Origin of the sequence: Sphingomonas sandaracina, assembly GCF_036663695.1 — a bacterium.
In the GTDB taxonomy this organism is placed as follows: domain Bacteria; phylum Pseudomonadota; class Alphaproteobacteria; order Sphingomonadales; family Sphingomonadaceae; genus Sphingomonas.
Genome location: NZ_JAXOJK010000004.1, coordinates 216430 through 229341 on the forward strand (window position 1 = coordinate 216430; position 12912 = coordinate 229341).

Sequence of the window (12912 nt, forward strand, 5' to 3'; positions counted from 1 at the left end):
CGCAGCTTTGCTCATTCCTTCTGCTCCGCGGCTCCGCGTCTCCGCGTGAATCAAAAATTTTTGCACGCGGAGGCGCGGAGACGCGGAGATGGTGCTTTGGAGGTGAACGGGTGACCGATGATCTGATCGTCGAGAGTGAAGGGCCTGTCGGCCGTATTCGGTTGAACCGACCTAAGGCGTTGCACGCGCTGAACCTCGCGATGTGCGAAGGTGTTCTGGAGGCGATCGAAGCGTGGCGCGGCGATCCTTCGGTCGAGGCGATCGTGGTCGATCATGCCGAAGGGCGTGGGTTCTGTGCTGGCGGCGACATCCGCATGCTTGCCGCTTCCGGCGCTACCGATGGCGTCGAGGCGCGGGCGTTCTTTCATGCCGAGTATCGGATGAACCACCGGCTGTTCACCTATGCCAAGCCGATCGTCGCCTTTATGGACGGGATCACGATGGGCGGCGGTGTCGGTCTTGCTCTGCCGTGCCGGTATCGGGTCGCGACCGAGAATACCAAGTTCGCGATGCCGGAGACGGGGATCGGGCTGTTCCCGGACGTTGGCGGCGGCTGGTATCTGTCGCGGTTGCCGGGGCGGATCGGGCAGTATTTGGCGCTGACGGGGCACCGGCTTGATGGTGCCGAGTGTCTCGCGCTGGGGTTGGCGACGCAGTATCTGGCGAGCGATGCGCTCGACACCGCCAAGGCACGGATCGCCGAGACTCCGCAGGATATCGCGGACGTGCTCGATGCGCTGGCGACCGCTGCTCCCGACGCGAAGATCCTCGCCCGGAAGAGCGATATCGACCGGCTGTTCGCGTCGGACGTGCTGGAGGAGATCTACGCCGCGCTCGCCGCCGATGGTGGGGAGTGGGCAACGCATACGCTCGCGACTCTGAAGACCAAGTCGCCGCAGACGATGAAGGTGTCGCTCCGCCTGCTCCACGAAGGTGCGGGGATGGCGAGTTTCGCGGACGAGATGCGGCAGGAATATGCGATCGGCGCGCATGTCGTGCAGCGGCACGACTTCATCGAAGGCGTGCGCGCGGTGATCGTCGACAAGGACAATGCACCACGCTGGGATCCGGCGACGCCTGAGGATGTGACCGATCATGTGATCGACCAGATTTTCGCGTCGTTGCCGGAGAACGAGGCGTGGACGCCGGGCTGATCCGTCACCCTGACGAAAGTCTGAACGCCGGGCTAAAACCGTCATCCTGACGAACGTCAGGATCCAGAGTTACAAGCTACGACGTTCGTGGCTCTGGATCCTGGATCGAGTCTAGGATGACGAGAAATTGGAGATGATTATGGCTGACTACGAAACGATCCTCGTCGAGCAGCGCGGTGGCGTCACGCTCGTCACGCTGAACCGGCCGCAGGCGCTGAATGCGCTCAATTCGCAGGTGCTCGCCGACCTGATCGCTGCGTTTGCCGCGTTCGATGCGGATGCGTCTCAGGGCTGCGCGGTGCTGACCGGCTCGGCCAAGGCGTTCGCGGCGGGGGCGGATATCAAGGAAATGCAGTCGCAGGGGTTCGCGGAAATGTACGCGAGCGACTTCTTCGCCGGGTGGGAAAATTTCACGCGGACGCGGAAACCGGTGATCGCGGCGGTAGCGGGCTATGCGCTCGGCGGCGGGTGCGAGCTGGCGATGATGTGCGACTTCATCCTCGCCGCCGATACCGCCAAGTTCGGGCAGCCGGAGATCAAGCTGGCGGTGTCGCCGGGCATGGGCGGATCGCAGCGGCTCACGCGTGCGGTCGGCAAGGCCAAGGCGATGGAGATGTGCCTGACCGGGCGGATGATGGACGCCGAAGAAGCCGAGCGTGCGGGACTGGTTTCGCGGATCGTCCCCGCCGCGGATCTGGTCGAGGAGGCGGTGAAGACCGCCGCGACGATCGCGGCGATGGCGCCGCTGGCGGTGCTGGCAAACAAGGAAATGGTCAACGCGGCGTTCGAGACGGGGCTCGCGATGGGCGTGCAGTTCGAGCGGCGGCTGTTCCACGGATTGTTCGGGACGGCTGACCAGAGCGAAGGCATGGCGGCTTTCGTCGAGAAGCGCGCCGGGACCTGGTCGGGGAAGTAACGCGCCTGCCGCCGCCCGTCATCCTGACCAAAGTCAGGATCCAGGGTTACGGGCGGAGGTGCTGTTTGGCTCTGGATCCTGACTTTCGTCAGGATGACGGGGCGAGTTTCGTATCGCGAGCGACACAGTCGCGGCGGCAGAAGTAGGAGAGAGAACATGGCACGGATCGGTTTCATCGGGCTCGGCAACATGGGCGGCGGCATGGCCGCGAACCTTGCCAAGAAGGGGCATGACGTCCGCGCGTTCGATCTGAGCGCCGACGCGCTGGACAAGGCGAAGGCTGCCGGCTGCCTGCCGGTCGCGTCCGCTGCCGAAGCCGCCGACGGTGCCGAGGCGATCGTGACGATGCTCCCCGCCGGCAAGCATGTCGCCGAGGTGTATGACGCTCTGTTCGCCGTCGCGTCGCCGTCCGCGATCCTGATCGACTGTTCGACGATCGACGTCGCCACCGCCCGGCAGGTCGCCGAAGCCGCGCAGGCCAAGGGGCTCGTTGCGGTCGATGCGCCTGTGTCCGGCGGGATCGGTGCGGCCAATGCGGGCACGCTGACCTTCATGGTCGGCGGCTCGGCCGAGGCGTTCGATCGGGCGCGCGTCATCCTCGCCGACATGGGCAAGGCGGTCATCCACGCCGGCGCGAACGGTGCGGGGCAGGCGGCGAAGATCTGCAACAACATGATCCTCGGCGCGACGATGATCGCGACCTGCGAGGCGTTCGTGCTGGCGGAGAAACTCGGGCTCGATGCGCAGGCGTTCTACGACATCGCCAGCGTCTCTTCGGGACAGAGCTGGTCGATGACGACGTATGCGCCGCTGCCTGGCATCGGCCCGGATACGCCTGCCGATCACGACTATCAGGGCGGCTTCGCGGCGGCGCTGATGCTGAAGGACCTGCGGCTCGCGATGGCGGCGGCGAAGGATACTGGCGCGGATACGCCGATGGGGGCCAAAGCCGCGGAGCGCTACGAGGCGTTCGCCGAGGCCGGGCAGGGTGGGCTCGACTTCTCGGCGATCATCCGCACGCTTTGAGACAAGCGGGCGCGCGACTGAGCCTTAGAGGAACCGGATCAGCATCAGCAGCAGGCCGAGCATCGACACCAGCCAGCACAGGCTGCGGACATATTTGATGCCGAACAGGTAGAGCGGGATGTAGGCGATCCGCGCGCCGAACCAGAGCCAGGCTCCGATCGCACCGATACCGCCGGTGCGATCGGCCACGGCCAGCCCGAGTGCGAGCGCAACGAACACCGGGTAGGTTTCCTGGAAGTTCTTCAGTGCGCGTTCGGCGCGGCCGGCCATCTCGCCGAGCGGCTTCTGTTCGCCATCGCGCGAGCCGGCATTCCAGTCGAGCCCACGGTCGCGCGTGGCGGTCTGTCCCTGGATCATCACATAGGCGAACAGCAGGACCGTCGACCAGCCAAGCAGCAACAATTCGGTAGGCAACGTCATCATCGATCTCCGCGGGGCAGCGGGTCTCGAACGCGGCTATGCCAGCGAAGTTGCGCTGCATTGGAGAGGAACGACCGTCTGACGCGCATCGCTGGCACGGTGAAAGGCGCGGTCAGCATCGTCGATCTTGCCGAGCAGAGCGCCGAAGCACGGCATCTCGTTGATCGGATAGACGCGCGACAGGTCATGGCCGAGCGCGAATACGTCGCGCTGCGTGAGCAACCCGATCGCGACGATGCGGTCTTGATCAGGCATATGTCAGGCTCCTATGGTGTAACGCACGTTAACACGTTGCCGGCGCTCCTGTATCGCTATTGTCGGACAAAGAGGCGAAGCGAGCCTTAGCCGAGGCCAAGTCGTTCGCGCGCCTGCCACCGGGTCATCATCAGCACCGATACCACCGCCAATCCGGTCGCCAGCCCGGTCCAGATGCCGACGCCGCCCCAGCCGCGACCGAACGCCAGCCAAGTGCCGACGCCGATGCCGATTCCCCAATAGCCGATCGCCGCGAAGACCATCGGTACCGTGGTATCCCCCAGCCCCCGCAACATGCCCGCGCCGATCACCTGCGCGCCGTCAACCACCTGGAATACCGCGGCGACCGCGAGCAGCGAGATGGCGAGCGCCACGACAGGCGCGTTGGCAGGCGCCTCGACATCGAGGATGATGCCGATCAGGAGTTGCGGCGCGAGCACGAGCAACGCCGCCGTCAGCACCATGAAGCCCTCGCCGATCGCGAACGCGGTCCAGCCGGCGCGGCCGATGCCGGCGCGGTCGCCCCGACCCGAGGCGAGCCCGACCCGGATGGTGGCAGCCTGGGCGATGCCGAGCGGGACCATGAAGGTGACGCTGGCGATCTGGATCGCGATCGCATGCGCGGCGAGCGGCACGGTGCCGAGCAGCCCCATCAGGAACACGGCGGCGATGAACACGGTGGACTCGAACCCGAGCGTAATCGCGATCGGCAGGCCCAGTATCCACACCGCGCGGTATCGTGGCCAGTCGGCGCGCCAGAACCGGCCGAGCAGGCGATAGCGGCGGAACGGCCTTACGTAGACGATGACGGTGGCCATCGCGACGAAGCTGAGGCCGTTGGCGATGCTGCTTGCCATCCCCGAGCCGAGCAGGCCGAGCGCGGGCAGGCCGGCATGGCCGAAGATCAGCAGCCAGTTGAGCCCGGCGTTGACGATCAGCAGCCCGAGCATCACCACCAGCGACCAGGCAGGTTTCTCGAGCGCGGCGACGAACGCGCGCAGGACGAGGAAGCACAGGCTCGGCAACATCCCCCACATGACTGCGCGCACGAACCGCGCCGCCTCGTGCGCCAGAAGCGGATCCTGGTCGAGCAGGTGGACGAGGATCGGTTCGGCATTCCAGAGCACGATCCAGGACGGGATGCAGAGCGTGGCTGCGACCCAGATCGTCTGGCGCACGGTCCGCCGGATATCGCGCACCGCATGCGGCCGCGCGCCCCGCTCGCGCGCGATCATCGGCACTGCGGCAGTGGTCAGCCCCATGCCGAAGATCAGGAAGACGAAATAGAGGTTCAGCCCCAGCGTCGCCGCCGCCAGCGTGTCCGACCCGAGCCGGCCGAGCATCGCCACATCGGTCGCGCCGACCAGCGCCTGCGCAAGGTTGGTCGCAACAAGCGGCCAGGCGAGTTTCAGCGTGGCGGCGAACTCGGTGCGCCAGGGGCGGGGCGGGATGGACGTCATGCGCTGGCTTTAGCCGGGTTCACAGCCAAGTCGATGACCTCACCGGCTGGTTCCCGTCAGAGGAGGAGTACGCCCGAGCAATCCGATTCGATGGCGCCGGGATAATGCCACCGGATCGTACCAACCAACGCCGTCATCCTGACGAACGTCAGTATCCAGGGTAACGAACGGTGTCCCTTGCGGCTCTGGATCCTGACTTTCGTCAGGATGACGGGAGGGGGCAGGTGATCCGAACCACGCGGATATCCGCGCTACCGCATCAATCCGGCAGCGCGGAGGGCGTTCTCGATCGTGGCCTGAATACCGGCGGGTGACTCGGCGCGTGGCTTCGACGCAGGTTTCGGCGAGACGGGAATCGCGATCTTGGCGACGCGTTCGACCGGTGCCAGCTTGGCCGCGGTCTCGGCCTTCCCGGCAGCGACCAGACCCCAGGACTTGGCGATTACCGCCGTGCTGGAGATGCCGACGTCGAGCATGAACGGCCCCGCGGCCCCCAGGCGTTCCCCGCGCGCCGGATCGATCGGCGTGCCGTGGCCCATGCCCGGCACGGTCCAGTCCTCGACGACGTCGCGGCCTTCCGCATCCGACCAGATCCGGTGGACGGCGGTGCCGATGCGTTCCTCGCGGACCGCCTTCGCATCGACGCCGTGGATGCCGCGCCATTGCCGCGCGATCGTGTCCGCGTTCGCCACGCTGACCGTCGCATCCGCGCCGCCGTGCCAGATCGCGAGCGTCGGCCAGCGTCCGTCGTGGCCACGAGCGCCGCTGCGGACCATGTCGACCAGCGCGGTATCGCTCGTGTCGCCATGCCCGCGCATCCGGTCGAGCGCCTGCGACACGCCGGTCGCGGTGCCATAGGCGAGCCCGCCGATCACCGCCCCGCCCGCGAACAGGTCCGGCCGGGTCACGAGCATCGCCATCGTCATCGCGCCGCCCGCCGACAGCCCGGTCACGTAGATGCGGCTGCGGTCGAGGCCATGACGCGTGATCATCGTCTCGGTCATCTGCGCTATGGATTCCGCCTCGCCGCCGGCCTGTGCGGTGTCCTCCGACGCGAACCAGTTGAAGCAGCGATTGGGATTGTTCGCGCGAGTCTGCTCGGGGAACAGCAGCGCGAAGCCGGCGCGATCCGCGAGCCGCGACCAGCCCGAACCGTGATCATAACCCGCCGCCGTCTGGGTGCAGCCGTGCAGGACGACCACCAGCGGCGCACCCGACGGCAAGTTCGCGGGCACGTACACATAGCCGAGCAGCGCACCCGGATTTGTGCCGAATTCGGTCAGCGGCGTCAGGCGACTGGGCGTGGTATCGCGCGGCGTGGGCGCTCCGGCACGCGCCATGCGGGCGATGGTATCGGCGATGTTTCTCACGTGAATCGAGCCTTTCGTCGCGCACCTGCTCGGCCGCGATACTCTGTCAACGTAGCACCTACATCATTTGTTGCTGCAGTGCAGCAAGAACGTCAGTCTCGATTTCGGACTTCCTCGCACGCATCGGTAATCGCTGCGTAAACCCGGTCGAGATCGGCGTCGTCGATGCAATAAGGCGGCATCACGTACACGGTGTTGCCGAGCGGGCGGAGCAGCAGGTCGCGGTCGCGGAAGAAGGCGAGCAGGCGGGGTCCGATCTGCGAGAGATAGCCGTCCTCGCCGCGGAGTTCGACCGCCGTGATGGTGCCGATCTGGCGTGCGTTGGCGATACGGGGATGCCGGGCGAGGGCCTCCAGCCGCGAGGCTTGGCGTGCGGCGAGGTCCGCGATCCGCTCGCGGACCGGTTCGTCGCGCCAGATCGCCAGGTTCGCATTGGCGGCGGCGCAGGCGATCGGGTTGGCGGTATAGCTCGACGAGTGGAAGAACATGCGCGCGCGGTCGGTGCCGTAATGCGCCTGATAGATCGCCTCGGTCGCCATCGTCACCGCGAGCGGGATCGCGCCACCGGTCAGCCCCTTCGACAGACAGAGGATATCGGGCACCACCCCCGCCTGTTCGCACGCCAGCAGCGTGCCGGTGCGGCCCCAGCCGGTCATCACTTCGTCCGCGATGAACAGCACGTCGTGGCGCGCGCAGATCCGCCGCATCTCGGCGAGGATGTGCGCGGGATAGACGTGCATGCCGCCCGCGCCGAGCAGCAGAGGCTCGACGATGAACGCGGCGGGATGCGCCGCGCACGCTTGCTCCAGCGCGTCGAGCGTCGCCTGTTCGCACCCGGCGGCGGGGAACGGGATCGTGCCGACGTCGAACAGCAACGGCGCATAGGCCCGGTTGTAGACGCCGCGCGCGCCCACCGACATCGCGCCGATCGTGTCGCCGTGATAGCCGTGTTCGAGCACGAGGATGCGGTGGCGATCCTCGCCGCGATCCAGCCAATAGCCGAGCGCCATCTTCAGTGCGACCTCGACGCTGGTGGACCCCGAATCGGAGAAGAACACGCGCGTCAGCTCGGGCGGCATGATCGCGGTCAGGCCACGTGCAAGCTCCTCAGCGGGCTGGTGCGTCCAGCCGGCGAAGATGATCTGGTCGAGCTTGCCCGCCTGTTCGGCGATCGCGGCCATGATCTTCGGGTTGGCATGGCCGTGCGTGGTCACCCACCAGGACGAGATCGCATCGACGATCCGCCGACCGTCGGACGTGTACAGCGCGGCGCCATCGGCATGCGTGACGAGCGGGATCGGCTCGCCCAGGCCGTGTTGCGTGAAGGGGTGCCAGACCGCACTCATCGGAACGCCTCCAGATCGAAATGCGCGGCGAACGCCTCCGCCAGGGTCGCGGCGTTCAGCGGATCGAGGCAGGGCAGGCGGCCCAGCCGGCGGACCTCGCCGATCGTCGCGATCGTCGCCTCGCTGTCCTCGACCGCGTCGCCGACGAAGGCGATGCCGAGGATCGGTACGCTGCGGCTGCGCAACGCTTCGATCGAGAGCAGGCTGTGGTTGATCGTGCCAAGCCCCGTGCGCGCGACTAGCACGACCGGCTTGTTCCACCGCGCGAACAGGTCGGCGAAGATCAGGTCGCGCGTCACCGGCACCATCACGCCGCCTGCACCCTCGACCACCAGCGGGCCGTTGACTTGGGGCAATGCGAGCCGGTCGGGGTCGATCGTTATGTCATCGATTTCGGCGGCGAGGTGCGGTGAGCACGGGGTCGTCAGGCGGTATGCTTCGCGCAGGACGTGGTCCGCGGGGACGCCCAGCGTCACGACCGACGCCGCGTCGCTGCCGTCGGCCAGCCCCGCCTGCACCGGCTTCCAGTAGCGCGCGCCGAGCGCCGCGGTCAGGCCGGCGGCGAACACGGTCTTGCCGATATCGGTGTCTGTTCCGGTAACGACGATCGTCATTGCAGTGCCTCTCCCATGACCGCGCCCAGCGCCTCGATATCCGCCACCGTCGCGTTGAGCGTCAGCGATATACGTAGCCGCGATCCGCCCTCGGGGACGGTCGGCGGGCGAATCCCGCGTACGTCGAACCCCGCCGCCTGGATCGCGCCGGCGACGCGCATCGTCCGCGCGGCATCGCCGAGCACGAGCGGCAGGATCTGCGACCCGGTCGCCGCGACACCGTGCGGCGCCAGTACCCGCTCCGCTGTCGCGACCAGGTCCCGAAGCCGTTCGCGCCGCGCCGGTTCGTCGGCGACGATCCGCAACGCCTCGCCTACCGCGAGCGCCATCAGTGGGGATGGTGCCGTCGAGAAGATGAACCCGCGCCCGCGATTGACGATGAAGTCGCGCATGACCGCCGGGCCACACAACAGCGCGCCCTCGCACCCGAGCGCCTTGCCGCAGGTGCGCAGGGTGATGACGTTCTCGCGCCCGTCGAGCATGTCCGCCAGCCCGCGACCATCGGTGCCGAACACCCCGGTCGCATGCGCCTCGTCGATCAGGAGGATGGCGTCGTGGCGGTCGGCGATCTCGGCGAATGCCGCGAGCGGTGCCCGGTCGCCGTCCATGCTGTAGAGGCTTTCGACCGCGATCCACACGCGGCCCGTGCCACCCGACGCGCGCCACGCGACGATCGCATCCTCGACCGCATCGGCGTCGTTATGCGCGGCGGCGACACAGGTCGCCCGCGTCAGCCGCATGCCTTCGTGCGCGCTCGCATGGATCAGCGCATCGTGGACGATCAGGTCGCCGCGCTGAGGCAACGTCGCGAACAGGATGGTGTTGGCGACATAGCCGCTCGCGAAGAACAACGCCGCCTCGGTCCCGAAGAACCGCGCTGAGTCCGCCTCCAGCGTCTCGTGTTCGGGTGCATTCCCGCGCAACAGTCGCGATCCGCCCGAGCCCACCGCGACACCGCGCCGCAACGCCTCGACCATCGTATCGCGCAGCCGGTCGCAACCGGCGAGCCCGAGATAGTCGTTCGACGCAAAGTCGATGCCGCGCCGGGGGGCTAGCGTTCGGCGACGATCCGCCGCGGCGAGGTTTGCCAGGTCTCGTATCTGGTCCGCGAACATCATCGTGCGGCCCTAGTCGCAACGCCGGCCGAAGACGATCCCGCGATGCGCGGACCGCCGCAAATCACCCTCGCGCAATCGGCTGTGCGCGATTTCGACGTGATCGGGATCAGCTATTACCGCAAATGGTCGACGCGGACGCCGGCGCAACTCGGCGAGACGATCGCGGCTGCCAAGGCGCGGTACAAGGCGGATGTGATCGTCGTCGAGACCGCCTATCCGTTCAGTCCGGTCGGCGAGGATGCGTCCTCCGATCTTCTCGGCGCGGATTCGCTGCTGCCGGGCTATCCTGCGACGCCGACCGGACAGCGCGACTATCTGGTCGACCTGACGCAGACGGTCGTTGATGCGGGCGGGATCGGCGTGGTGTATTGGGAGCCGGGCTGGGTCTCGACCGGGTGCAAGACGCGCTGGGGGACGGGGTCCAACTGGGAGAACGCGGCGTGGTTCGGGTTGAAGGAGCACGAGGCGCTGCCCGCGTTCGATTTTCTCGGGCGGCGGTATTTGAAGCGAGGGAAGTAACCCGCGCAACGTGTTCGACCGCAATCGGCGAGGTCTTCGATCCTCCCCCGCCAGGGGGAGGTGGCTGGCTCTTGCCAGACGGAGGGGGCGGAAGGGAAACCTCTGCTCCGTGTCCTCCCCCTCCGTCACCTTCGGTGCCACCTCCCCTGGCGGGGGAGGATCGTTCAGTCCTTCAACGCCGCAATAAATCCTGCCGCGCGCGCGCCGACATCGGCTGCGGTCATCCCCGGCGCATACAAGGCCGACCCCAGCCCGAATCCGGCCGCGCCCGCCTGACGCCACGCCGCCATGCCTTCCGGCACGATCCCGCCGACCGGTAGCACGCGCGTATCCTTGGGGAGGACGGCGCGCATCGCCTTCAGGACGGTCGGGCTGGCGGCTTCGGCGGGGAACAGCTTCAGCGCGGCGGCACCGGCGTCGAGCGCGGCGAACGCCTCGGTCGGCGTGGCGACACCGGGCAGCGCGACATAGCCGCGCTCGGCGGCCGCCGCGATCACGCGCAGGTTCGCGTTGGGGGCGATGATCAGCGTGCCGCCCGCCGCGCCGACGGCTTCGACGTCCTCCACGCGCAGGACGGTGCCGGCACCGACCACCGCGCGGCCCTCGAGCTTACGCGCCAGCCGGGCGATGCTGTCGAGAGGATCGGGCGAGTTCATCGGCACTTCGAGGATCGTGAACCCGGCGGCAACCAGCGCCTCGCCGATCGCCTCGACCTCGCCCGGCTTCACGCCGCGCAGGATCGCGATCAGCGGGCATTTGGCGAAGGCGGCGTCGAAGGCTTGGCGGTGGTCGGTCATGCGGCAAGGTCCTGGATGCGAGTGATGCCCGCCACGAACGCGGCCTGGCTGTCGACGAGATGGGCTGTGCCGCCCAGCGCCTCGATCGCGCTGGCATACAGCGCGCCGAGGGCGGGATCGGCGAGGATATGGACGGCCGCGCCGTGCTCGATCCGCGCGGCGGTATCCGCGCCGATCAGCAGTCCGCTCGCGAACGAGGCGGCATGGGCGTCGTCGGCAAGGCCCAGCACGCCGCGCGCGCGGATCGCGAACAGGCTGGCGGCGAGATCGCGTTTGGCGCCTTCCGCGACGCCTTCGAGGAACGCCGCGCCCGGCTCGACCGGGTGGCCGAGCTGGCGCGAGAGGACGCCGTGCGCGCGGAGCAACGCGAAGAGCTCGCCGGTCATCGCGGTGGTAAAACGGACGATCGCGCCGGCTTCGACGGTCGCCCATTTGCAGTGCGTCCCCGGCTGACACAGCAGCGCGTCGGGCGGCACCAGTCCGGCGGCGACCGCACCGAGCAGCTGGACCTCCTCGCCGCGCATCACGTCGGCATGCAGGCCGTCGCGGTACGACAGGCCAGGCACGATCGCGGTGCGCGCATCGATCCGGTCGAGCGCGGCGACGATCTGCGTGAGGGCCGCGGGCGCGGCGACATAGGGCACGCTGCGCCAGCCGATGTTCGACCCGACCATGCCGGCGAGCAGCATCGGCAGATCGCCAAGCCGTTCGCGGATGCCCGCGACCTCGCTCGCATACTCGCCGGCTGCGACGTTCGCCGCGCCGCGATCGTCGCGTTCGGTCGCCACCACGCTGCCGTCCTCGATCCGGAACGCACGGCGGTTGGTCGTGCCCCAGTCGACTGCGATGAAGGAGGTCATGGTCACCATCTCGATTCTATCGGCCCGATCCTACGCGCGCGTTGCGTCCTGCGAGCGTACGAGTATTTATACGATCAAAGTATCAGGTCCACTATGGTCGCGATAGGCGTGACAGCGGGGGAATGTTGGGCCAGAACGACAGGCAATGGCTACCGACATGACAGAAAGCGAGACTATTCCGTCCAGCGTGATCGCGGGTCGCAATCTCACCCACGGCATGCTCGACACGCTGGGGCGGGCGATCGTGACCGGGCGGTACGAGACGCGGCCGTTCCCGACCGAGGCGGAGATCGCCAAGACGCACGGGGTCAGTCGATCGGTCACGCGCGAGGCGGTCAAGATGCTGACCGCCAAGGGCTTGGTCAGCGCGCGACCACGCCAGGGCACCGTGGTGCAACCGGCGAGCGCCTGGAACCTGTTCGATACCGACGTGCTGCGCTGGACGCTGGAGCGCAAGTTCTCGGTCGACCTGTTGCGGCATTTCAACCAGTTGCGCATCGCGATCGAACCCGAGGCGGCGGCGTTGGCGGCGCGGTTCGGCGACCCGGCAGACCTGCGGGCGATCCGCGGCGGGCTGGAACAGATGGAGGCAGGCGAGGCGGGGCTGACCGATCCGCTGGAGGCCGATATCGCGTTCCACGTCGCGATCCTGCGCGCCTCGAAGAACCCGTTCTACGCCCAGTTCCAGTCGGTGGTGTCGACCGCGCTGCGCACGTCGATCCGCTTCACCAACCGGATCAAGGGGCGGTCGGCGAATATTCCGGACCACGCAGCCGTCGCCGACGCGATCGTCGCGCGCGATCCGGCGGCGGCGAGGGTGGCGATGACGCGGATCATCGGCGACGTCCTGGTGCTGATCGGCGAGGAATAGCGCGATCGTATCGGAAGCGTTCGGCCAGGCGTGACGTTTCGCCAGGCGTGACGTTTCGCCGGGCGTGACGTTTCGCCGGGCGTGACGTTTCGCCGGGCGTGACGTTTCGCTGGGCGTGACGTTCCGCAAGGCGGGGTGATGCCGGTTACCGTTGATCGCCGCCCTCCTGCGCCTTACGAATAAAGT

The 12912-nt window shown here is 67.8% G+C and carries 14 protein-coding genes; 5 read left to right on the forward strand and 9 right to left on the reverse strand.

The window, feature by feature from the left end; all coding sequences use genetic code 11:
• Positions 1 to 110 precede the first annotated feature (110 nt).
• The 3 genes from U1707_RS13870 (at position 111) to mmsB (ending at position 3096) form a co-directional block, all read left to right on the forward strand.
• On the forward strand, positions 111 to 1154 hold the full coding sequence (locus U1707_RS13870) for an enoyl-CoA hydratase/isomerase family protein (RefSeq protein WP_332800664.1): 1044 nt from the start codon (positions 111 to 113) through the stop codon (positions 1152 to 1154).
• A 139-nt stretch (positions 1155 to 1293) separates the two neighbouring features.
• Positions 1294 to 2070, forward strand: coding sequence for an enoyl-CoA hydratase (locus U1707_RS13875; RefSeq protein WP_332800665.1), 777 nt, complete (start codon positions 1294 to 1296; stop codon positions 2068 to 2070).
• Between the two features lie 93 nt (positions 2071 to 2163).
• On the forward strand, positions 2164 to 3096 hold the full coding sequence (mmsB, locus tag U1707_RS13880) for a 3-hydroxyisobutyrate dehydrogenase (protein WP_503676859.1): 933 nt from the start codon (positions 2164 to 2166) through the stop codon (positions 3094 to 3096).
• Positions 3097 to 3120: 24 nt separating this feature from the next.
• On the opposite strand, the gene U1707_RS13885 is transcribed toward mmsB, so the two are convergent.
• The 7 genes from U1707_RS13885 to U1707_RS13915 form a co-directional block, all read right to left on the reverse strand.
• The gene (locus tag U1707_RS13885; protein WP_332800667.1) at positions 3121 to 3516 is read right to left on the reverse strand and encodes an MAPEG family protein; all 396 of its coding nucleotides are present in this window, start codon (positions 3514 to 3516) and stop codon (positions 3121 to 3123) included.
• A 36-nt stretch (positions 3517 to 3552) separates the two neighbouring features.
• The gene (locus U1707_RS13890; RefSeq protein ID WP_332800668.1) at positions 3553 to 3771 is read right to left on the reverse strand and encodes a hypothetical protein; all 219 of its coding nucleotides are present in this window, start codon (positions 3769 to 3771) and stop codon (positions 3553 to 3555) included.
• Between the two features lie 86 nt (positions 3772 to 3857).
• A complete protein-coding gene (locus U1707_RS13895) occupies positions 3858 to 5231 on the reverse strand; it encodes an MATE family efflux transporter (protein WP_332800669.1) in 1374 nt (457 codons plus the stop codon).
• 251 nt (positions 5232 to 5482) lie between these two features.
• Positions 5483 to 6601, reverse strand: coding sequence for an extracellular catalytic domain type 1 short-chain-length polyhydroxyalkanoate depolymerase (locus tag U1707_RS13900; protein WP_332800670.1), 1119 nt, complete (start codon positions 6599 to 6601; stop codon positions 5483 to 5485).
• 92 nt (positions 6602 to 6693) lie between these two features.
• The gene (locus U1707_RS13905) at positions 6694 to 7947 is read right to left on the reverse strand and encodes an adenosylmethionine--8-amino-7-oxononanoate transaminase (protein ID WP_332800671.1); all 1254 of its coding nucleotides are present in this window, start codon (positions 7945 to 7947) and stop codon (positions 6694 to 6696) included.
• Positions 7944 to 8561: a dethiobiotin synthase gene (bioD, locus tag U1707_RS13910; RefSeq protein ID WP_332800672.1), complete on the reverse strand. Its 618-nt coding sequence runs from the start codon at positions 8559 to 8561 to the stop codon at positions 7944 to 7946. The genes U1707_RS13905 and bioD overlap by 4 nt, the downstream gene beginning before the upstream one ends.
• Positions 8558 to 9679 carry an 8-amino-7-oxononanoate synthase gene (locus tag U1707_RS13915; RefSeq protein WP_332800673.1) on the reverse strand — a complete coding sequence of 374 codons (1122 nt, stop codon included), beginning with the start codon at positions 9677 to 9679 and terminating at the stop codon, positions 8558 to 8560. The genes bioD and U1707_RS13915 overlap by 4 nt, the downstream gene beginning before the upstream one ends.
• A gap of 42 nt (positions 9680 to 9721) precedes the next feature.
• Here U1707_RS13915 and U1707_RS13920 point away from each other — a divergent pair, with 42 nt between their 5' ends.
• Positions 9722 to 10198: a glycosyl hydrolase 53 family protein gene (locus U1707_RS13920; protein ID WP_332800674.1), complete on the forward strand. Its 477-nt coding sequence runs from the start codon at positions 9722 to 9724 to the stop codon at positions 10196 to 10198.
• 164 nt (positions 10199 to 10362) lie between these two features.
• Here the strand turns inward: U1707_RS13920 and U1707_RS13925 are convergent, their stop codons facing one another.
• Positions 10363 to 10995, reverse strand: a complete 633-nt coding sequence (locus U1707_RS13925; protein ID WP_332800675.1) for a 2-dehydro-3-deoxy-6-phosphogalactonate aldolase — start codon at positions 10993 to 10995, stop codon at positions 10363 to 10365.
• The gene (locus U1707_RS13930; protein ID WP_443025701.1) at positions 10992 to 11855 is read right to left on the reverse strand and encodes a 2-dehydro-3-deoxygalactonokinase; all 864 of its coding nucleotides are present in this window, start codon (positions 11853 to 11855) and stop codon (positions 10992 to 10994) included. Before U1707_RS13930 ends, U1707_RS13925 begins: the two co-directional genes overlap by 4 nt.
• A 145-nt stretch (positions 11856 to 12000) precedes the next feature.
• On the opposite strand from U1707_RS13930, the gene U1707_RS13935 reads away from it, so the two are divergent.
• Positions 12001 to 12726 (forward strand): FadR/GntR family transcriptional regulator, encoded by a 726-nt coding sequence (locus tag U1707_RS13935; protein WP_332800677.1) that lies wholly within the window; start codon positions 12001 to 12003, stop codon positions 12724 to 12726.
• Positions 12727 to 12912: the final 186 nt, after the last annotated feature.